Annotated in this window: 13 protein-coding genes; 3 read left to right on the top strand and 10 right to left on the bottom strand. The window is 74.8% G+C overall.

Features of this window, described 5'->3' with window-relative positions:
• Positions 1-80: 80 nt before the first annotated feature.
• The 6 genes from ACSC1Q_RS35290 to ACSC1Q_RS35315 all read right to left on the bottom strand — a co-directional run bounded on the left by ACSC1Q_RS35290 (position 81) and on the right by ACSC1Q_RS35315 (position 14407).
• A complete protein-coding gene (locus tag ACSC1Q_RS35290; RefSeq protein ID WP_436763062.1) occupies positions 81-2144 on the bottom strand; it encodes a hypothetical protein in 2064 nt (687 codons plus the stop codon).
• Positions 2141-6067 carry a DUF5682 family protein gene (locus ACSC1Q_RS35295; protein WP_436763063.1) on the bottom strand — a complete coding sequence of 1309 codons (3927 nt, stop codon included), beginning with the start codon at positions 6065-6067 and terminating at the stop codon, positions 2141-2143. Before ACSC1Q_RS35295 ends, ACSC1Q_RS35290 begins: the two co-directional genes overlap by 4 nt.
• Before the next feature lie 185 nt (positions 6068-6252).
• On the bottom strand, positions 6253-7452 hold the full coding sequence (locus ACSC1Q_RS35300; RefSeq protein WP_436763064.1) for an ATP-binding protein: 1200 nt from the start codon (positions 7450-7452) through the stop codon (positions 6253-6255).
• 300 nt (positions 7453-7752) lie between these two features.
• Complete coding sequence (locus ACSC1Q_RS35305) at positions 7753-12804, bottom strand: DNA-binding protein (protein WP_436763065.1); 5052 nt, start codon at positions 12802-12804, stop codon at positions 7753-7755.
• Entirely contained in the window at positions 12801-13661 is an 861-nt protein-coding gene (locus ACSC1Q_RS35310; RefSeq protein ID WP_436763066.1) for a DUF4132 domain-containing protein, read from the bottom strand. The genes ACSC1Q_RS35305 and ACSC1Q_RS35310 overlap by 4 nt, the downstream gene beginning before the upstream one ends.
• A 329-nt stretch (positions 13662-13990) precedes the next feature.
• On the bottom strand, positions 13991-14407 hold the full coding sequence (locus tag ACSC1Q_RS35315) for a winged helix-turn-helix transcriptional regulator (RefSeq protein ID WP_436763067.1): 417 nt from the start codon (positions 14405-14407) through the stop codon (positions 13991-13993).
• A 115-nt stretch (positions 14408-14522) separates the two neighbouring features.
• On the opposite strand from ACSC1Q_RS35315, the gene ACSC1Q_RS35320 reads away from it, so the two are divergent.
• Positions 14523-15380: an SDR family oxidoreductase gene (locus ACSC1Q_RS35320; protein WP_436763068.1), complete on the top strand. Its 858-nt coding sequence runs from the start codon at positions 14523-14525 to the stop codon at positions 15378-15380.
• 165 nt (positions 15381-15545) lie between these two features.
• Here the strand turns inward: ACSC1Q_RS35320 and pdxR are convergent, their stop codons facing one another.
• Positions 15546-17015, bottom strand: a complete 1470-nt coding sequence (gene pdxR, locus ACSC1Q_RS35325) for a MocR-like pyridoxine biosynthesis transcription factor PdxR (protein WP_436763069.1) — start codon at positions 17013-17015, stop codon at positions 15546-15548.
• 254 nt (positions 17016-17269) lie between these two features.
• Here pdxR and ACSC1Q_RS35330 point away from each other — a divergent pair, with 254 nt between their 5' ends.
• Positions 17270-18496 (top strand): MFS transporter, encoded by a 1227-nt coding sequence (locus ACSC1Q_RS35330; RefSeq protein ID WP_436763070.1) that lies wholly within the window; start codon positions 17270-17272, stop codon positions 18494-18496.
• Between the two features lie 190 nt (positions 18497-18686).
• Entirely contained in the window at positions 18687-19268 is a 582-nt protein-coding gene (locus ACSC1Q_RS35335; RefSeq protein WP_436763071.1) for a dihydrofolate reductase family protein, read from the top strand.
• A 33-nt stretch (positions 19269-19301) separates the two neighbouring features.
• On the opposite strand, the gene ACSC1Q_RS35340 is transcribed toward ACSC1Q_RS35335, so the two are convergent.
• The 3 genes from ACSC1Q_RS35340 to ACSC1Q_RS35350 all read right to left on the bottom strand — a co-directional run bounded on the left by ACSC1Q_RS35340 (position 19302) and on the right by ACSC1Q_RS35350 (position 21513).
• Positions 19302-20063, bottom strand: coding sequence for an SRPBCC family protein (locus ACSC1Q_RS35340; RefSeq protein ID WP_436763072.1), 762 nt, complete (start codon positions 20061-20063; stop codon positions 19302-19304).
• A 49-nt stretch (positions 20064-20112) separates the two neighbouring features.
• On the bottom strand, positions 20113-21015 hold the full coding sequence (locus ACSC1Q_RS35345) for a helix-turn-helix domain-containing protein (RefSeq protein ID WP_436763073.1): 903 nt from the start codon (positions 21013-21015) through the stop codon (positions 20113-20115).
• Between the two features lie 141 nt (positions 21016-21156).
• The gene (locus tag ACSC1Q_RS35350; RefSeq protein WP_436763074.1) at positions 21157-21513 is read right to left on the bottom strand and encodes an ArsR/SmtB family transcription factor; all 357 of its coding nucleotides are present in this window, start codon (positions 21511-21513) and stop codon (positions 21157-21159) included.
• Positions 21514-21556: the final 43 nt, after the last annotated feature.

Raw genomic sequence — 21556 nt, forward strand, 5'->3', positions numbered from 1 at the left:
CGGTTCTTTCGGCTCTTCCGGTTCTTTCGGCTCTTCCGGCTCTTTCGGTCGCGCGGCGATGCGGGTTCCTCGCTCCCCCGCTACTCCCCCGTTCCGTGACGGTCGTGGTCGCCCGGCTCACCGGGATCGCGGTGGATGTGGCCGTCATGCCAGGACGCCTGGACGAGGGCCCTTTCGGTGGCCGCGAGGTGGACCGCCGCGGCGAGCCACGCCCAGGCGTACCGGTCGCCGCCGGAGTCGGCCAGGCGGCCGAACACGTCGCGGGTGCGGCGGTCCGCCTCCTCGGTGAGCGCGGCGACGAGGTCCGCGGAGGTCTCGAAGCCCGCGCGGCGGAGCGGGGCCAGCTGGGCGAGAGAGTCGCCGTCGCGAGCGGACTCGGCGACCGCCCGCCGCCCGCCGGAGACGGCCAGCTCGACGAGACGGCCCGCCCGCCACAGAGGTGAGCCCACCACGGGATCCGGGTCGGCCCCGGCCGTCTCCCGCCGGGGCGGGCAGTCGTCGCGAGGCGGAAGGTGGGAGCCCTGCAGGCGGTCGTATCCCAGGTCGGCGCGGTCCAGCCATTCGGCGGGCAGGCGCAGCGTGGGCCCGGCGCCCGGAACCGGCCCGACCGCGAGCGGGCGCAGGGTGGCGGCCCGGCCGGGGTCCAGCCGGCCGATCACCCGCACCCGCAGTCCCGGCCTGGACGCGAGCTGCCGCAGGTTGGCGACATGGGCCAGCTCGGGGTGGGAGTCGGCCGCCACGAGCCGGATCAGCGGCCCCCGCGTCCACCCCGCCGCCGGTCCGGCGTGATCCCGTTCCCCGGGGGGCGGTAGCTCTCGGGCGAGCAGCCGGTCGCCCTCGGCGCCGACGATCTCCAGGTCGCATCCGACCGGCTGTTCCGCTCCCCCGCCGTCCTGCGGATCGCTCCACGAGGTCCCGGAGAACGCCGCGTCGGCCACCGTCGCGAGCGGCCGGGCGAACAGGGCCGCCAGCGGGCCCTCCGACCAGGAAAGTCCCGCGACGGGGTTGGCCCGCACGCCCCGGCCCGCGCCGAGGCGCCCGTCCGGGGAGATCGTCGCACCGGAGATCTGCAGCCCCCGGCGGGCGAGCTGGGCGTGGTTGAGGGCCGCCGCGCCGAGGGCGACGGTGGCGGTGGCGGCCCCTCGGGCGCGGGCCGACCCCCCGGGCCTGACGTCGGCGACGGAGAACCAGCGGCCGTCCTCGGCGACGAGGTGGGTGACCACCCCGCCGTAGCCGGTGGCACTGATCACCGGTTCCCTGCAGACCCCGTACACCCTCAGTCCCTCGCCCCGCCGGTAGACGCGGCGCGCGGTTCCCACCAGGACGGGATCGGGGTCGGCCGCCGCGAGCCTGCCCGCGGTCAGCAGGAGCTCCCGGAGCGCGGAGACCAGGTCGGCGAGGCGGTGGCCGTCATGGCGGGCGCGGGCGGCCCGCAGCTCGCGGACGACGCGCAGGGCGGCGGCCTCGGCCCGGTGCAGGCCCGCCACCCGGGCCGTGTGGGCCGCGCGGAGCAGCTCGGCCTGGGGCACCGCCCCGGCACCGGGCACCCCGCCCGCGAGAACCCCGGCGGCGGCGTTCCACACCCCGGACGCGGCGGCCGTCTGCCCGGCGTTGGGACCGGGAGCGGGGGCGGTGGGCGAGCCTGTCCCCGGGGCCGCCTTCCCGCCGGAAACCGGGACGAGATCAGCGCCCGAGCCTGCGGTCGTGTCCGAACCCGTACGCGAGCCGGGTCCCGTCTCCGTACCCGAACCGGAAACCGTGCTCGTCCCCGCGTCCGAGTCCGGGTCCGCGGGCGGGTCCGGAGGCATCGACAGGGCCGGGTCCGCGACCGGGCAGGCGCTGAGGACGGCCGCGCGGTGCAGGCAGCGGGGCGCGAGCAGGCAGCTGCACCGGGCCGCGCCGGGGTCGGCGATCACACCGGGCGGCCCCGGTGTGAGGGTGACCACCGCGTCCTCCCCCCAGCTGATGGAGACGCTCTGACCGTCGGCGACGGCCGGGAGCCCGGCGCACCGCTCGATCGCCGCGTCGAGCTTCTTGCGCAGCCGGGGCGTGAGCTCCTCCACGGCCGAGGCGACCACGTGCGGCTCCACCGGCGGCAACTGCCCCGCCGGGGCTTCCGGGGCTTCCGGAGCTGGGGGGTTCAACGGGTTTCTCCTCGGAGACGGTCGCCCACCCAGCGGGCGAGGGCGAGCGGGCTGAGTGCGGCGACGGGCATGCCCGCCGCGACGAGCTGCTGGGCGACGGGCACCGAGTAGCGCGGGGCTCCGTTGTCGTCCAGGGCGGCACAGCCCAGCAGGTGCACGCCGGAGGAGACGAGGGCGCGGACCTCGCCGAGAAGCCCTCCGAGCGGGTAGCCCTCCTCGAAGTCGCTGACCACCACGACGAGCGTGCGGCTCGGCACGGTGACCAGGGAGCGCGCGTGGGCGAGCCCGGCGGCGATGTGCGTGCCGCCGCCGACCCGCACGTCGAGCAGCAGGGACAGCGGGTCGGCGACCCGGTCCGTCAGGTCGATCACGCTGGTGGAGAAGGCCAGGAAGTGGGTGGAGAGCGTGGGAACGCCTCCCAGGACGGCCGCGGTGAGCGCGGACCAGATCACCGAGGCCTCCATCGAGCCCGACACGTCGACCACGAAGACCAGCCGCCAGTCGGCCTCGTTGCGTACCCGGGTGGTGAAGACCGGCCGTTCCGGCACGACGAGGAGCCTGCCGTCGCCCGTCCGGCGCGTGTGCGCCAGGTTGGCCCTGAGGGTGGCGGGCAGGTTGAGCCGTCCTCCGGGGCGCCGGGTGGGACGCGGCGTCGCCAGGCCGGTCAGCGCGGGGCGTAGCCGGGTGGCGAGTTCCCTGGCCAGCTCGGCGACCAGGCGGCGGACGAGCGGCCTCAGCCGGGAGAGCCGCTGCTCGGGCAGCCCGCCCGCCAGGGACAGGACGGAGGTCAGCAGGTCGATCGACGGGCGTACCGAGTCGGGGTCGAGCTCGGCCAGCACGTCGGTCCGCCCGGCACCGGCCGCGTCGGCCAGCACCTCCTCCCGCACCTCCGTCCCGAACAGGGCGTCGAGCTCCTCGGCCCACTCCCGGGCGGAGGGGAAGGAGGCCCCCTGCCCGCCGCCGTCACCACCGTCGCCCGGCCCGTACCCGAAGTCGCTCGCCCCCTCTCCCCGGCCCGCCCCGTACAACTCGTCCAGGGCGTGCGCGTAGCGTCTGGCTCCGGCGGGCAGCCGCCCCGTCTCCCTTCCGAGGAGCAGACGCCACCGGTCGGCCGGAACGAGCCGCCGCGGTGCGGCCTCCCTTTCCTCCCCCGGTGCGTCCTCCCTCGGTTCCGTTCCCGGTACGGCGGCGGCGGTCGGAGGCTCGCTCGCCTCCCCGGAGGGCGCGGCGGAGGGATCCTCCCCGGGAGGTACGACGCGGAGAGGATCCGGCTCCACGGCGGCCGTAATCGGCCGGTCCTGGGCGAGTGTCGCGGGCGGCTCGGACGGCTCGGACGGCTCGGACGGCTCGGACGGCTCGGACGGCTCGGACGGCTCGGACGGCTCGGACGGCTCGGACGTACCAGGCAGCTCGGGTGTACCGGATCCGGCCTGCGGGAGGGAGACGCCGGGCATGGGAAGCCTCAGGGCGGTCAGGGCGGCCCGTCCGGCGGCGTCCGCGGCGGCCCAGAGTGCCATGAGCTCGGGCGGAGCGCTCAACGCCAGGTCGAGCCGGTCGCCGAGACGGTCGGTCACGGCCCGCAGCAGCCGGTCGCGCGCCGCCGGGGCGAGCGTGTCGAAGCCGCCGCGCAGCGCGGGCAGCCGGTCGAGGAACCCCTGGTCGCTGAGGCCGTCGACGCGGTCGAGCAGCGGGTCGAGGGCCCCGGCGGCCGACTGCAGGAGCGGCCCGGCGGCGACCAGCAGGCCGGTGAGCAGGCGGGACAGCCGGTGGCGTCCCGCCGGTCCGGTGGCGGTGTCGATCCATCCGGCGGCTCGGGCTCCGAGGGTGCCCGGCGCGTCCAGGTCGAGCAGGACGCGGGCCGCGAGCGCGGTCCCCTGAACGAGCGGGGAACCGGTGCGCGCGAGGGTGTCCAGCGCGTCGTCGAGGCCCAGGCCGAGCCGGTGCTCGGCGGAGCGGGTGACGAGCGCGATCAGGGCGGACGCGTCCTCGGGCCGGTCGCTGCCCGCCAGGCCGGGCAGCGACCGTACGGCCGCCTCCAGCAGGGTGCCCGCCAGCTCCGCCGCCCGTTCCCGGCTCTCCCGCGTGGTGCCGGGAAGATGCTCGTGGCGCAGCGCCTCCAGCAGGTCGAGGGCCTGGAGCAGGTCGGGCAGTCCCGCGGTGGCGGGAAGTACGGAGGCGGCGTCCTCAAGCCGGTCGGCGACCAGGTCCCGCAGGTCGCAGGCGGCCGCGGCGCGCAGTCCCGCGAGGATCAGCTCGCAGGTGGGGCCACCCTCGGCGGACTCCCTGCGGAAGGTCTCGCGCAGCGTCCCCTCGGCGGCCAGGGCCGCGGTGACGCCCCTTACACCCGCCAGGTCCAGCAGCGCGGCGGCCGAGGGCGTCCACGAGAGCTGCCACTTGGTGGTGAGGGCGCTCCCGTCACCGGTGCCCGTCACCTCGGCCGGTTGTCCGTAGCCGGTGCCGCACACCAGCAGGCGTTGCAGCAGGACCTCGCGGCGGCGGTCCAGGTCCGAGCGGAGCGGGTCGAGACGGACCTCCCGGGAACCGGGGTCGCCGGGGTGGGGCAGCCGCAGCTCCGCCAGTTCGGCCTCGACCGCCGGGCCCAGCCCGGAACGTGGGGTGCCCGGCGCGGTCCTGCCGCGCTCGGTGCCGACGAGAACCGTTTCGAGGGCGCGGGCGAGCGCCCGGCCGCGCCCCAGGGGTTCGCCCTGGCCGAGCACGGTCGTCACCGCCTCCAGCAGCTCGCCGCGCCCCGGCGCGGGCAGCCCGCGCAGACGGGCCAGGTCACAGGCGAGCCGCAGTGTCTCCACGGCCTCGCCGGTGCCCGCGGTGTGCCCGGCGGCACGCAGCTCACGGCAGATCTCGGTGATCGTACGGGCGGCGGCGTCCCTGATCCTCCCGGGATCGCCGCCCGCGGTGAGGACCGCCTGCTGCCAGCGCGGATCACGGATGCCCGCCGGGTAGCCGGACCTGGAGTCGAGCAGGTCGAAGGCGTACGGGACGAGCGACGTGGCGGGCGAGGGACCTCCGGTGCCCGGCACGGCGGGGATGCCGGTGCCGCGTGCCGGAACGCCTGGCGTCGTACCGCCTGCCGAGGTGCCCTTGCCCGAGGTGACCGGGCCTGAGGTATCCGGGCCTGAGGTATCCGGGCCTGAAGCGACCGGATGACGGGTGACCAGGGCGGGAGCGTGGAAGGCACCGATCACCGCGGCGACCCGACGGCCGCCGACACTCGCCTCGGCGAGAACCTCGCGCATGTACGCCTCGCGGGCCAGGTCGCCGGGCGGCACTCCACCCGAGGCCTCCGCGTCCTGTCGCAGCGCCCAGCCCACGCCCAGCGCGGCGCGACGCACCGCCTCGGGCGGGCAGCCGGGAGCGAGGACCTCGACGGCGCGGTCCCACATGTCGTCCCCCTCCCTGCCGGTGACGGAGGCGGCGAGACCGTCGGCGAAGGCCCTGGACGGCGGTGCCGCCACGCCGGTCCCGGCCGGTGCCGCCGCGTCGGAGCGGGCCGGGTCGCTCTCCGACCAGGCGGGGGCGGAGAGCGGGAGGTCGCAGCAGAGAACCTCGGCCCCGCGTTCGCGTGCCCAGCGGATGGCGGCCAGTTCGGGCGAGAAGTCGGCGAAGGGGTAGAAGCCGAGCCGCCCGCCGCCGCCCGTACCCGCGAGGGCGACCGGGGCGAGGGTGGCCGGATCCGCGAGGTGGACCAGCCACGGCTGGAAGTCGGCGGGCAGCTCGACGCAGACCACCTCGGCTCCGGCGGCGTCGAGCAGGGCCGGGACGGCCGCCGCGAGCGCGGGGCTGTGGTGGCGTACACCGAGCAGGTAGGGCCGCCCGTCACCCGTCCCCGCGAGCACCTCCACCGCACCCCGCGGATCGGCACCGACGTCCCCGCCGTGAGAACCGGAACCGCGATCGGCCGTCACCCGGACATCACCATCTCGAACGTCCCCACCGAAAACCCCGGAGCCATGCTCGGCAATCACCCGGGCATCATCGTCTTGGACGTCCCCGTCAAGAACCCCGGCGCCATACCCGGCCGCCACCCGGGCATCGCCGTCTTGAGCATCGGTGCTTCCCATGTCGGAAGTGTTCGCCTGTCGGTCGGTCGTCACCGCAGGCTCTCCCGCAGGTCCCAGAGGCGGCGCCACATCGCGGAGCCGTCCTCGGCGCGGCGGCGCACCGGGCCGTCCCAGTAGCCGAGCAGCCGCGCGTGGTCGGCCGGGTCGTCCTTGCGGACCACGCCGAGCAGGTGGCCGGGTACCAGGTCGAGGACGTCCCCGCCCGGCAGGTAGGCCGCCGCCACCCCGAGGGAGGCCGCCACCTGCACCGCCTCGGCCGTGGACATCACGGTTCCCGGGCGCTCCACGTCCCAGCCCTCGGCCGATCGGCCTGAGCGCAGGTCGCGGAAGACGGTGACCAGCGCGTCCAGCACGGCGTCGTCGACGCCGAAGGCGGCACCGGCCCGCCGCACCACGGCGGTGGCCTGGCCACGTACCAGGGCGGCCTCGGCGACGGGATCGGCGATGGGGGCGACGGTCTCGAAGTTGAACCGGCGCTTGAGGGCCGCCGACATCTCCGAGACGCCCCGGTCACGCAGGTTGGCCGTGGCGATCACGGTGAAACCGGGGGTGGCCGCCGTCAGGGCGTCGGGCGTGCCCGCGAGCTCGGGCACGCTGAGGCGCCGGTCGGACAGGATCGACACCAGGGCGTCCTGCACCTCGGGCAGGCAGCGGGTGATCTCCTCGATCCGGACGACCTGCCCGGCCCGCATGGCGGCCAGTACCGGGGAGTCGACCAGCGCCTGACGGCTCGGGCCCTGGGCGAGGAGCAGGGCGTAGTTCCAGCCGTACCGGAAGGCGTCCTCGGTGGTTCCGGCGGTGCCCTGCACGGTGAGGGCGCTCGTGCCGCAGACTGCGGCGGCGAGAAGCTCGGAGAGCATCGACTTGGCGGTGCCCGGCTCGCCGACCAGCAGCAGGCCGCGCTCGCCGGCGAGGGTGACCACGCAGCGTTCCACCAGGGAGCGTTCGCCGACGAACTTGGGGGTGATGGCGAGCCTGGCGGGCGGCACGGCGCCGCCGTCGCCATCGCCGCCGCCCTTCGCCCGCCGGGATCCGGGCAGTTCGAGGGGCTCGCCCCCGCTGCCGCAGACGAAGGTGACGACGGCTCGTGGGGTCAGCGCCCAGCCGGGCGGGCGGGGGCCGTCGTCGTGGGCGGCGAGGAAGGCGAGTTCGGTGGCGTGCTGTTCCTCTGCCGGGAGCGTACGCCGGTCGGGAAGGGCCACAGGGGCCGCCTGTTCGGTCATGGTCATCGAGGGGATCCTTCTGGTCTGGAAACTGCCCGGCCCGGCCGGAACCTGGTCTGGAAACCGCCGGAACCTGGTCTGGAACTGCTGGGACCTGGTCTGGAACTGCTGAGTCCGGCCGGGATCCGGTCCGGGACTGCCCGGTCCGGCCGGGATTCGGTCTGGGGGTGCCCGGTCCGGCCGGGATTCGGTCTGGGGGTGCCCGGTCCGGCCGGGACGCGCGACGAGCCCGCGCCCCGGCCGGACCAGGCCTGGTCAGGACGGATGTTCTCCAGCGAGAGCGATCCGTGCCGGAGAGGTCCCGCGTCAGCGGCGTCTGCCGCGCCGTACGCGGAGCTCCTCGAAGCGCGGGACGCCACCGTCGCGGACCCGTCGCCACGCCCCGGTGTAGAGGTCGGCGACGGGCTCCGCGGGAACGATCACCCCGAGCACCGCGCTCTCCTCGGCGACCAGGTCGAACAGGGGGAGTTTCCACCGTTCGAGCGGGACGTTCGGAGCCTTGAGCTCGGTCCAGGCGCCCGGCAGGAAGAGCGAGCGGCCCGCGCGGGTGCGGCTCGCCTCGACCACCAGGTCGGTGGCGGCCAGCTCGGCACGGGCCGCCTTGAACCTGGCGGGCTTCCAGCCGGTCCACCGGGCGACGTTCTTGTCGGTGGGATCCGGCATCGCGAGCAGCGCCAGGTAGAGGGCGGCGGCGTCCTGACCCAGCCCGTACTCCCCCGCGACCTGGGACTGCAGCGCGGGCACGGAACGGGAGGGGTCCTGTGGCCACCAGGTGCCGTCGGCCGCGCGTTCCCCCGCCGCCGGGTCTCCGGGGTCGGCCAGCAGCGCCTCGAAGCGCGGGTCGCGGGCGGTGCGCAGCGCCAGCTCGGCGGTGAAGGGCCGTTCGGGGTGACCGGCCAGGGCGCGCAGGGCGGGCAGGTAGGGGTCGTCGCCCGACGCGTCGAGCAGGGCGACGCGCAGGCCCGGCGCGGGCCGGTCGTCATGGGTGGCCATGATCACGGCGCCGTACCGCTCCCAGCCCTCGGCGACCTCGGTGGGAACCCCGGCGACCTTGCGGAATCCGGGGAGGTCGGCGTAGTCGCCCAGGTCGAGCAGCAGGTCGGGGTTGGCCAGCCGGTCCCTGATCGCGGCCAGCACCGCGGGCAGCGCGGCCCGTACGGGATCGCCGGAGGGCAGCCGGTGGGCCAGCCACGCGCTCAGCGCGATCGTGGAGATCAGCGTGGACTGGGTGAATCCGGTGCCTCCGTCGTCGTCCGGGTAGACCCGGTCGCCCTTCACCCGCCAGCCCAGGTCCGTGCTGAGCTCCGGCGCCGAGGCGGGGTCGAGCAGGGCGGGCAGCGCCCGGCTCGGCTCCCATCCGGTACGTACCGCGCGGGTCGTCTCCCCGACGAGCCACTCGGGAACGGCGGCCCGCCGCCCCACCCTGGCGTTCCACACGCGCGCGGCGGCGGCGACGTCCGGGCCCTCGGTCCACAGCTCGGCCGGACGCTCGGGCAGCAGCGCGCCGACGACCTCCCGCCGTACGTCGGCGTCCAGCCGGCGCAGCTCGTCCTTGGCAACGGCGGCGTCGACCGCCTTCACCCCGAGTGCGGCCCGCAGGTCCGCGGGCAGGAAGCCGCGCTCGTAGGTGTCCGCGTACGGCAGCCCGGCGACGACCAGCCTGGCCATCGTCTCGGTCACGCCGGTGAGCCGCGCGAACTCCTCGGCGCTCTCCGGACGCCAGGGCGCGGCGCCGCGTCCGGCGAGCTCGGCGAGGAACTCCCCGAGCCAGCCCGCCCGCCTCGCCTCGCCGACCGGCCCCGAGGAGTGCACGGTGTAGGGCTGGGGTACGGCGAAGCGGCCCGCCGGGTCGTGGAAGAGCGCGGTGAAGCGGTAGCCGCCGCCGTAGCTGGAGCCGGAGGTCAGGAACGCGATGAGGGCCCCGTCCTCCAGCGGGAGCACGTTGCGCCCGTCACCGGGACGGCTCTCGCGGCCGTTGTCGACCCAGGCGCCGTCGAGGTGCAGGACGAAACGACGCCACGAGGACGGTTCGGCGGAGGCCAGCCCGAGCGCCTCGAACTCGGAGAGCAGCTCGCGCAGCGCCTCCGCCTGCCCGGGATCGGACGCCGACGCCGTCCGGTAGGCCAGTGCGGCCGACCGGTCGAGCAGCGGCTCCCACTCCGTGGAGAGGTGCGCGAGCGGCGGCCCGTCCAGGTGGACGCGAACGGTCCGGCCGGAGGGCGTCCGCCTCTCGTCGCCGATCGCCCGCAGCTGCTGGAAGATCCCGTGGGACGCCTCCCGCCACCCCCAGTAGGGGGCCACGGCACCGAGGCCGTTCAGCGCCTCGGTGATCAGCCGGTCGGAGGGGCCTTCCGGCTCTCCCTCCTCCCGCTCGCCCGCGAGGGCGGCGGCGAGCCTGGCAGCCGCCGCGTCCAGGGTGGCCCGCTGGGCGGCGGCGAACGCCACCACCCCGGCGATCCCGGCGATCAGCGCGTCGTGGGTGACCTGCGGCAGCAGGGAACGGACCAGGTCGCGCAGCTCCTCCCGCGCCGACCTCGGCGGTTGTCCCGACCGAGTGGGAAGGGCGGATTCGGTGGAGGTGGACTCGACGGACGCGGCGGCCTTCAGCAGGGCCGCCGCCGTCTCCCCGTCGATCCGGCGCAGGGCCGACGAGCCCTCCAGGTCACGGGGCCGCATGTGGTGCCAGTAGCGCATGGGCGGCAGCAAGGCGCTGCCCTCCGCGAAGGTCCCCGGCTCGTCCCGCAGCGAGGCCGTCGCGACGACGACGCCCTCCGGGTCGACGAGCTTGAGCTCGCGATAACCCATGACGACGGCACGCGGCCGGTCGTCGCCGGGGAAGGTCACCGCGCGCGACGGCCTGCCGTGCCCCTCCTGGCCGCTGCGCAGGGTGACGACGCGCCCGGCGAGGTCCTCGCCGCGCAGCGAGCCGTCGGGCAGCTCGACCACCCGCCAGCCGAGCAGGCCGTCCACCGGGACACCGGCCGGGGTGGCCTCCTCCGAGGGGGCGGGCAGCACCCAGCCGTCGCGGAAGGTGCTGCCCGGCGGTGCCGAGCGCAGCGCGTCGGCGAGGAACCCGGGCATGCTCAGCCTGCCGTCCGTCATGGTGACCGGGTCGTGCTCGCGCCAGCCCTTGACGTCGCCGTCCCAGGTCCAGAACGAGGTCCCGTCGCCCATCAGGGTGCACCTGGGGGGTATCGCGGTGTCGCCCGGGTGCAGCACGCCCATGCCGGTGGCCCGCCCGCCGCCGGGCAGCGGCAGGGTGATCGTGTCGGAGTCCAGCCTCCACCAGCTGATCTCCCCCTCCATCGAGAGGATCGTCCCGGCGGAGGAGTGCCAGTATCCGAGCAACCCGTCACCATGGGTGCCCCAGTAGACGAGCAGCTCGCCGTCGACGTGGTGGAAGCCGGGGTCGCCCCAGACGCCGTCCGGCGCGGAGCGCAGGTCGTGGACGAGCACGGTCCCGTCCCGGCCGATGACCCTGGCCTGGGAGGGGCCGGAGACGATCAGGTTCGGCCAGGAGTCGGCGAGCTCGATCTCGTCCAGGTCCTTCGGGGCGACGAGGCTCGCGACCGCCTCCTCCCAGGCCGGCCAGCCCAGCTCGTCGAGGAGCCCGCCGCGCAGCGTCCTGGCGAGTTCGGCGGCGAGGTCGGCCCGCACCGCCTCGGCGACCTCCTCCTCGGCGAGGACCAGCGCCTCGCCGGGCAGCCAGGTCAGCCGGCTGAGGGCGCCGGGCAGCTGCGGCAGGCCGGCGGCGGCCGAACGCCGGGCGACCGTGGCCACCCACTCCGCGAGCATCGTCCGGCCGCCGGGCGAGGCCGCCAGGCGGCGTACGGCCCGGTGCCCGTCGGTGTCGTCGCCGAACGCCTCGGCGGCGCGGTGGAACGCGGGCCGGAACCTGGGGGCGGCGGCCAGCGCGAGCAGGTCACGCCCCTCCTCCCCCCGCGCCCAGGGCTCCAGCAGCAGGCGCGCGTCGTCGCCCGGGTCGGCGACCGGTATCCCCAGCGACAGCAGGAGGTCGACCAGGTCGGGATCGGGCTTGAAGGACACGGCCCCGCCCGTCGCGGCGAGCTCGGCGCGCAGCCGTCCCGCCACCCGCTCGACCAGGGCGTACAGGCCGGGCAGCGCCGGTGTTCCGCGCCAGCCGGGGCTCCAGATGGCCAGGAAGCGCTCCAGCCAGCCCGCCGTGCCGTCGGCGGGACGTTCGCGCTCGGGCACCTCGGCCTCTCCCAGGCCCGCGGTGGCGCCCGACTCCTCCAGCACCTCCAGCCAGAGGGCGGGCATGTCGTCGTCGCCGTTGGCGGGCATCGTGTTCAGCAGCGTCCCGCGGAAGGCGGGCTCCCGCCCGGCGAGCGCCACCAGGGCCTGGCGGTGCGCCTTCCACCAGCCCGGTGCCGCCCCGGAGGTGGCGGGCAGGGCGAGCAGGTCCACCAGGTACGACTGTTCCTCGACGTCCGCGTCCCGTCCGGCGGCCCTGGCCAGGCGGCGCAGCTCGACGGCCATCTGCGCGGACGGCGACAGCCCGCCCGCCGTGCGGCGCACGCACAGCCGGTGGATCCTGCTCAGGGCCTCGTCGGCGGGCACCCGGCCGGCCAGCTCCTTGGCGTACACGGACAGCGCCTTCACCGGCAGGGCCCCGGCGAGCGCGAACTCCAGGAACACCGCGTCGAGCCGGTCCTCGTCGACGGGCAGGCCGTGCTCGGTCTCGGCCCTGCGCGCCTGGACGAACATCTGCGCCGCGTAGGTGGCGTTCTCCACCGAGAGGAACACCCGGCCCGCCTGTTCGAGGAACGTGGGCAGGAAGTGCGGGACGGATCCGGCCAGCTGGGTGGCGAGCCGCTGGTAGGCGTCGAGGGCGGCCTTCGGCTTGGACTTCGCCTGCCGGCCCGCGCGGTCGAGCTCCGGCACCAGGGCGAGCGCGTGGTGGCCGTCCTCGGGGTGGTGCACGAGCACCCATTCGGGGAATCCGAGCGAGCGCCGCAGGTCCACCCCGACGACGGCCGGTCCGCCGTCCGGCACCAGCCCGAGGAAGGCCGCCGCCGCGTCCTCCGCCGCGCCCAGCTCCTCGGCGACCAGGCGGACCACCACCCGGTCCTCCAGGCCGGGGTGCCGGTACGCGCGAGCTGTCAGCGGCACCGCCCGCTCACCGCCGTCCGTGCCCGGCGGAAGGACCGCCCCGGCCTCCAGCAGCTCCCGCGCCTCGGCGACGCCCGCGGCCTCCCGCGACTCGGGCGCCGCGGTCCCACCGCCCTGCCCGGACGGCCCGTACGTCCCGGCCCCGCCACTCGCTTCCGGCAGGTCCTGGGCCCCGGCCGCGGTCCGGGCCGCGGGGGTGCTCGCTGACGACGTGGCGCCGCTCACGCGTTCGTTCCTTCCTCGACGTTGCGGCCGGCGTACAGCGCCGCGGCCATGCGCATTCCCTCGGACCAGGCCACCGGGCCGACCTCCCGCAGGGGAAGCCTCCTGCCGTCACGGTCGTTCCAGGTCAGGTTGCCGGTCTCGGTGTCGCCGTCCCAGTAGGGCTCTCCGATCCACACCGACGCCTCGGCGCTCCGCCCGGCGTCGCGCACCGCGCAGGTGGCGTAGCCGCCCGACACGCGGTAGCCGAGCGAGGTCGCGCGGGCGGCGAGACCGAACCGGGAGGCGAACCTCCCCCCGGCGAACTCCGTCACCTCGGTGGCCTTCTCCGCGTGCTCGGCGGGCCTTTCCCAGGTCGCCCGGTGGATCTGCTCGACGCGCTGGGTCACCCCCAGCTCCGCGGCGAACTCCCGCAGGTCCTCCAGGTCGGGGAGGAGCACCGGGTGGGGCAGGGTCACGGTCTCCGGGGACATCCGGACGGTCTCGCCGTCCAGGTTCACCGTCCGCAGCTCGCCCGATCCGGTGACGTCCCGCAGGAGGCCCGCCTCGCCGTCGCCGACCACCACGAGGTCGCGCAGCACAGATCGCCACGCCTCGTCCGGCCACACCCGGGCCACCAGCCCGGTCGGGACGGGCAGGGACGACACCATCCAGGCGTCCACCCGCGCCACGCAGGCCGCCTCGTGCCGGTCGAGCCACTCGGCCAGGCGGCGCAGCCGCTCGACCTCGGGGTGCTCGCGCACCTGCTTGGGCAGCGACTTCAGCCGCCGTCCCGCCGCCCGGCCCGTGGTGGCTCTCGCCGCCACCCGGCCCTCCACCAGGGCGACCTCGTACCCGTCGCCCGCCGCCAGCCAGCCCAAAGGGTCCCGCCTTTCATCATGGAAGGATCGCCGACGCCCGCGGGGATTTCGTCACCCGCGACCGTGATGCGCGGAACGCTAACGCCCCTGACCGACAAACCTGTACTCGGCGTCGCGCGGGTCCCCCGCCACGGCATCGGAACCTTCGCATGGAGGCCGGATCACGACACAACCACCGGATCCCAGCACGACAGGCGGACCCCGGCACAACCTCCGGCCCCGGCACGACAGGCGGGTCCCGGCACGGCTCCCGGCTCCCGGCCCCTGGACGGCTTCCGTCCCTCGGCACGACAGGTGGATGCCGGCGCAAGGGACGGCAGGCGAGGGGCCTACGTCGTCCGCCGGTCTTCTCTGGCCTGGTCGTAGCGTGCGCGGGCCTCCATCACCGCGGGCATCTCGCCCTCCAGCCACTCGATGAGGTCGAGCAGGCGCCGGGCGGCCTGGCCGCCGAGCGGCGTGAGGCTGTACTCGACCTTCGGGGGGATGGTCGGCTCGGCCTCGCGATGGACCAGGCCGTCGCGCTCCAGGGCCTGCAGGGTCTGGGCGAGCATCTTCTCGCTCACTCCGTCGACCCGGCGGCGCAGGGCGTTGAAGCGGTAGGTCCCCTCGTGGAGCGCGACCATGACCAGGATGCCCCAGCGGCCGGTCACGTGCTCCAACGTCTCGCGCGAGAAGCATCCGCGCATGAAGACGTCGAAGGTGAGCTGGCTGAACTCGTCCAGCGGGATCGCGGCCTGGTCGTCCATCCGTCCACCTTACTTTCTCACCGCACCACACAAAAGAAAGCACTAACTTTCAGTTGGCACTGTGGATTAGTTAGTACTAACCTGACGGCGACCCCTTCGAGCGAGGAGAAGCGAAATGATCGTTGTCACCGGTGCCACCGGCCAGCTCGGCCGCCTGGTGGTGGACGGCCTGCTGGAGAGCGTGCCCGCGGACCAGGTCGCGGCGGCCGTACGGAATCCCGGCAAGGCCGCCGACCTGGCCGCACGCGGCGTCGAGATCAGGGAGGCCGACTACGATCGGCCGGAGACGCTGGAGCGGGCCTTCGCTCCCGGTGACACGGTCCTGCTCATCTCCGGCGACGCCGTCGGGCGGCGCCTCGGGCAGCACCAGGCCGTGGTGGACGCGGCCAAGGCGGCCGGGGTCGCCCGCATCGTCTACACCAGCGTGCTGCACGCCGACACCACGCCCCTGGCGCTGGCCGTCGAACACCGGGGCACCGAGGAGCACATCCGCGCCTCGGGGATCCCGTTCACCTTCCTGCGCAACGGCTGGTACACCGAGGTCTACGCGGCGTCCGTCCTCCAGGGCGTCGAGCACGGCGCGATCCTCGGCGCGGCCGGTGACGGCCGTCTCGCCAGCGCGTCCCGTGCGGACTACGCGGCCGCGGCCGTCACCGTGCTCACCGGCGAGCAGGCCGGCGACAAGGTCTACGAGCTCTCCGGCGACACGGCGTGGAGCCTGTCCGAGCTGGCCGCCGAGGCGTCGGCGGTCTCCGGCAGGCCGGTCGTCTACCGGGACCTCCCGCACGCCGACCACCTCCGGGCCCTGATCGACGCGGGCCTGCCGGAACCGGTGGCGACCATGTACGCCGACATCGATCTCGCCATCGCCCAGGGGGTCCTCTCCCCCACGCCGGGCGAGCTCAGCGCCCTCATCGGCCGCCCCACCACGCCGCTGCGCGAGTCGGTGACCGCCATCCTGAAGGAGGCGTGAACCCCGGCGACGAGGCCGCCGCCCGGAAGCCCACGAAAGCCCCCGGAAGCCGTCGGAAGCCGTCTTCCGGAAGAGTGCCCGCGCTGTCATGACGAAGCGGCCACTCCGAAGCGGGCCTGGACTCTCGCGAAGGAAAGGCACCGGCCTGCTCGGGCCCGCGGCGGCTCAGCCGCCCCGCAGCAGGTCCGCGACGGTGGCGATGCCGTCGGAGATGGAGTCCGGGGTCAGGTTGCCGAACCCGAGAACGAGCCGCGCGGAAGACGTGCGTCGCTCCGGCGGGTCGAGGAGATAGCCGCTGATCCCGTACAGCGCGACGGACCGGCGGCGGGCGGCCTCGACCACGGCACGCTCGTCCGTGCCCGGTGGCAGCCGGGCGACGGCGTGGAACCCGGCGGCCAGCCCGCGCACCTCGACCTCGGGCGCGTACCGCCCCAGCGCGTCCACGAGGGCCGCGCGCCGGGCGGCGTAGCGTGTCCGCATGTGGCGCAGGTGGCGGTCGTAATGACCCGACCGCACCAGGTCGGCGAGCGCGAACTGGTCGAGGACCGGCGAGCCGCGGTCGGCGAGCCGCTTCTGACGCGCGATCTCGGCCGACAGCCGGGGCGGGCAGAGGATCCATCCGAGACGCAGGGCCGGGGCGAGCGACTTGCTGACCGAGCCGAGGAGCGCCACCCGGTCCGGAGCGAGACCCTGCAGCGCCCCGACCGGTTCGCGGTCGTAGCGGAACTCGGCGTCGTAGTCGTCCTCGACGATCGTCGCGTCACGGGCGACGGCCCAGGCGATCAGCGCCTGCCTGCGGCCGGGAGCCAGTACGACCCCGGTGGGCGACTGATGGGCGGGGGTGAGCAGCACGGCACGCGCGCCGGTGGCCGCGAGCACGCCGGTGTCGACGCCGTGCTCGTCGACGGGTACCGCGATGATGTCGAGGCCCGCCGTCGCGGCGGCGGCGCGGTGGTCGGGGTCGCCGGGATCCTCCACGGCCACGACACGCACGCCCTCCCCCGCCAGCGCGCGCAGGACGAGCTGCAGCCCCTGCGCGTACCCCGCGCACACGACGGTGTGAGCCGCGTCGGCGGCGGCCCCGCGAACCCGCCGCAGGTAGGCGGCGAGCACGTCGCGCAACACCGGGTCACCGTACGGGTCGCCGTAGCCGAGCAGGTCGCTGGGCACGTCGCGGCAGGCACGCCGAAGGGCGCGGCTCCATCGCTCGCGGGGAAAACTCGACAGGTCGGGCACACCGGGCCGGAAGTCGATCCCGACGGACCCGGCGAGCGCGGGGAGCCCGGGGATCTCGGGGGTCTCGGGGAGCACAGCGGGCCCGGCAGGCATGCTGGGTGGTGACGGCGCGTCCACCGGCGGGCGGGCGGCGGCCGCCACGCGGGTGGCCGAGCCGCCGCGCGTGACGAGGTAGCCCTCGGCCTGCAGCTGCGCGTAGCACTCGGTCACCAGGCCCCGAGAGACGCCGAGGTCGCGGGCGAGGACGCGCGAGGACGGGAGCCGCTCACCGGCGGCCAGCCGACCGGCGCGGATGCTCTCGCGCAACGCGCTTTCCAGCTGCTCACGCAAGGGTTCCGGCCGGTTCCTGTCAACCCGCAACGGGAGTTCCGGCCCCGAACCGGTCCACTCGATCGACATGAAACCGGACCTTATCGCTGAGCCGGTTTCCGCTCTAGGGTCGGCCCATGACTCACCAGAAGAGCGCCGCCGACGAAGGCCGGGGGGACGGCGGAGAGACTCAGGGGGACACCGTGGAAACTCGGGGAGAGAGCGCGGAGACCCGGGGAGAGAGCAGGGAAACTCGGGGAGCGGGCGGGGAGACTCAGGAGGAGGACGGGGAGACTCAGGGAGAGGGCGCCCGCGTTCCGGATCCTCGCATTCTGAACCGCCCGGTGGTCCTGCTGCTGGCCGCCTCGCTCGGTGCCCTCGGCGGCTTCTACCTGCTGGCGCCCGTCGTCCCCCTGTACGCGGCCACGTCCGGTGCGGGCGGTGTGGGCGCGGGCCTGGCGACCGGCACCATGATGCTGGGGACCGTGCTGACGGAGTTCGCGGCGCCCGGCCTGCTGCGCGCGTACGGCTACCGGGCGGTCATGGGACTGGGCCTGCTCCTGCTCGGAGCACCCGCCCTCCTGCTGCCGGCGTCGGCGTCGATGCCCCCGGTACTGGGGATCTGTCTGGCCCGGGGTGCCGGGCTCGGGCTCGTGGTGGTGGCCGGTGCGGCCCTGATGGCCGAGCTGGTGCCCGCCGACCGTCGCGGCGAGGGGCTGGGACTGTACGGGGTGGCGGTCGGGATTCCCTCCATCGCGTGCCTGCCGCTGGGGCTCTGGCTGAGCGAGCGCATCGGCCACGGACCCGTCTTCGCCGCCGGGGCGGCGCTGTCGCTGCTCGCGCTGGCCGCCGTACCCGGCCTGCCCTCCCTGCGGACGCGGACCGAACGGCATGATCGAACCCGGAACGAAATCCGGAGCGGGACCGAGGGCAGAATCCAGGACAGGGCTCGGGGCAAGACCCGGGACGGAAGTCGGGGCGGGATCCTCGACGTCCTCCGTGACGGCGGTGTCGCCAGGCCCGCGATCGTCTTCGTCATGGTGACACCGGCGGCCGGTGTCCTGCTGACCTTCCTCCCGCTCGCCGTGTCGGAGCGGTCACGCGACCTGGTCGCGCTGGCCCTGCTCACGCAGTCCTGCGTCACGCCCCTCGCGCGCTGGGCGGCGGGCCGGTACGGCGACCGCCACGGCCCCGCCCGCCTGCTGGTCCCCGCCGTCCTGGCCGCCGCTCTCGGCACGGCCGCACTCATCCGGGTGGACGACCCTCTCGCGATGATCGTCGGCATGGGGCTGTTCGGGGCGGGGTTCGGCATGGCCCAGAACGCGACCCTGGCACTGATGTTCGAGCGTGCCCCCGAATCCGCCTTCGGCCAGGTGAGCGCGGCATGGAACCTCGCCTACGACGCCGGGCTCGGCGCCGGGGCGGTCGGGTTCGGGCTCCTGTCCGGGTCGGTGGGCTACCCGGCGGGGTTCGCCGTCACCGCCGCCGTGCTGTTCACCGCACTCGCTCCCGCCCTGTACGACCGGACGGCGGGCAGCCCGGCGAGGGTGGCGGAGGACGCCGCGACATGACTGTCCTACGCCTCCCGCCGAACACGGAGGACACGGAGGACACGGAGGACACGGGACAGAGGACACAGGGGACACGCGCCGAGCCGCAAGGGCTCCGGCGACCAGGGTCCTGACGACCGGGGCTCCGGCCACCATGACTTTGACAACGAGGGCTTCGGCGACGAGGTCCCTGGCAACAAGGAGAAATCTCGTGGGAACGGTTCTTCTCAACATCACGGTGTCGCTCGACGGCTTCGTGGCGGGCACCGGCGTCGGTATCGAGCGTCCCATGGGCGAGGGCGGTGAGCGGCTCCACGAATGGCTGTTCAACGACGACGCCGACCGGGAGGTGGACGCCGGGGTGCATCGGGACCTGTCCGCCTCGACGGGGGCGGTGGTGGTGGGCAGGCGGACCTTCGACGTGGGGGTGGGCCTGTGGAAGGACACCCCGTTCCCCGCGCCGTGCTTCGTACTCACCCATGAGAAGCGGGAGGAACTACCCATGACGAGCGGGACCTTCACCTTCGTCTCCGACGGCCTCGAGAGCGCGATCCATCAGGCGCGGAAGGCGGCGAAGGAGAAGAACGTCCTCGTGATGGGCGGGGCGGACATCGCCGGGCAGCTCGTGAGGGCCGGGCTCGTGGACGAGATCCAGCTCCAGCTGGCACCGGTGCTGCTCGGGGCGGGCACCCGTCTCTTCGACCGCCTGGGCGGCGACCGCGTCGAACTGGAGAGGACCGGCATGGCCGGGTCCGCGCGCGTCACGCATCTGCGGTTCCGCGTGGTGAGGTAGCCCGTGGACGAGCCTGCCGCGTGAACCTGCCGGTCACTCGTTCGGGACCCGCTCCGTGTCGGCGGGGGCGTCCTGGTCGTTCGCGGCGGGCTCGGGGAAGTTCCGTCCCCACCACGCGTTCCAGCGGGATTCGAGGCCGGCGAACGCGGCGTCGTCGAGGCCGTACGTGGTGAGCACCATCATGGCGGCGCCGCCGGGGTTGGCGGGCGAGGGCGGGTTCTGGGCCGCGACCAGCAGGCCGTCGCCCCAGCCGTCGACGGTGAGGCCGACCTGGTTGGCCGAACGGAACCGGACCTCGCCGCGCAGCGTCTCCCCGGTGGGCCCCTCCAGCTCGTACGGGCTCCCCTGGGACAGCCCGGCCACCGCCGCGAGGCCGGTGGCCTCCAGCACCGGCGTGGCCGCCGCGCCGGAGAGGAAGACCGTGCGCCGGTCGGCGCCCGGGTGCCGTTCCAGGGCGAACGCGAGCTGGTGGACGAAGGTGATCCAGCCCTCGGTGATGTCGTCGTAGTAGGCGTCCCACTCGGGGTCGCCGCCGTGCGGGGCACGGGTCACCCGCAGGCGCGTACGGTCGCCGAGATCGGTCAGCTCGAACACGTCGCCGCCCTGGAGCTCCAGCCGGTGCTCGGCGGCCGACTCCACGACGTTCTGGTGGTAGATGACCTCGACCTCCTTGTCGAGGCCGTCGAAGTGCCAGCCGTGCCAGCGCCGGATCGACTCGGGATCGCGCAGCGCGCTCCACACGTCGTCGACGGGCGCGGCGATGGTGACCTCAAGGGAGAACGGCTCGTCTGTCATCGGATGCCTCTCGACGGGGAAACCTCGGACCTCGGTCCCGGGATGGGTGTCAACGGTCGATATCCGGCGATCCGGGGGCCGGACGTCCAGCACCCTCCCCCGCACCGGGGAAGGGGGACGCAGCGGCTTCCGGCGTACCGGGGGCGGAAGGGCCGACGCTCTCTCGCGCCCCCGGTACGCCGGGGGCCGGATGTCCACCGGCGACGAGGCGGTAGGGCCGCCCCCCGGGGGTGTCGAAGCGGGCCGCGACCCGCGAGAGGGCGTCGGCGAGCGCGTCGGTGAAGTCGTGCACGTCGCCGGGTTCGGCGAAGCGTACTCGCGCCTCAAGAGTGAACGTCAGCAGCCGGACGCCCTGCCGGTCGGCGGCGGCGGCCATGCGGGCGACGTCGCGCACGGTCCCGGCGGCCACCTCGACGAGATGCTCGGCGGCGTACTGGTCGGCGACACGGCGGAACTCCCCGGCCGCCCCGGCCACCTGAGCCACCTGAGCCACCTCGGCGGCGCCGGTGAGCCCGGTGAGCCCGGTGAACTCGCCACCGCCACCGCCGGTTTCCCCTGCTCCGCCGACCCGAGCACCCCCGGTGACCCCGCCGGCTTCGGTGACTCCGTCGACTCCGGTCGCTTCGTCAGCCCCGGAGGCTCCGTCGGCTTCGGGGGCTTTGTCGGGTGCGTCGAGCACGCCGGGATCGACGAGGAAGGCGTTCGCGGTGACGCCCATGACGCGCTCGACGAAACCGCGTCGCGGGCGCTCCTCCACCAGCTCGACCAGCCCCACCTCCTCCAGCACCCTGAGGTGGTAGCCGACCCGCTGGCGAGGCAGGTCGAACTCGGCCGCGAGCTGGACGGCGGAGGCGGGCTCGCGCAGGCGGGCGAGAAGCCGTCTGCGGATCGGGGTGAGCGCGACCCGCAGACGGTCGGGCTCGTCCATGAGTGTCATCTCGATCGCGGCCACGCCCACATGAAACCATTGGACAAATTAATCTGTCAATTAACAGCGTGACCGTGAGAAGCCCTCGACCGGTTCGCCGTCATCCGGCGCGCACTCCCGCGTACCCAGGCCGGGCGCTCCCGCGCACACCGGCGGGCGCTTCCCTCAGTCGTGGCGCGGGATGCCGGAGACCTCGTGGTCGGCGTGGAACAGGGCCTCCCCGATGAGCGCGCGGACGTGGGCGTCACGGGCCCGGTAGAGCACGCGACGGCCGTCCCTGCGGGTGCGCACCAGCCCGGCGAGGCGGAGTTTCGCCAGGTGCTGGGAGACCGATGGACGCGCGATCCCGACGGCCTCGGCGAGCGAGCCGACGTCGTACTCCCCCGACGACAGCAGCCACATCAGGCGCAATCTGGTGGCGTCACCGAGCATCCGGAAGGCCTCGACGGCGGTCTCCACCTGGGCGCCGGTGGGTTGCTCCTGCGACGGGTTGGCACCTGATTCGTTGTCGCGTGCATACATGGCTACATATACTCCGGGAAAAGGGCGCCGGCAGCAAACGAGG

The organism is Streptosporangium heterodermiicola, from assembly GCF_051390675.1.
Classification (GTDB): Bacteria; Actinomycetota; Actinomycetes; order Streptosporangiales; family Streptosporangiaceae; genus Streptosporangium.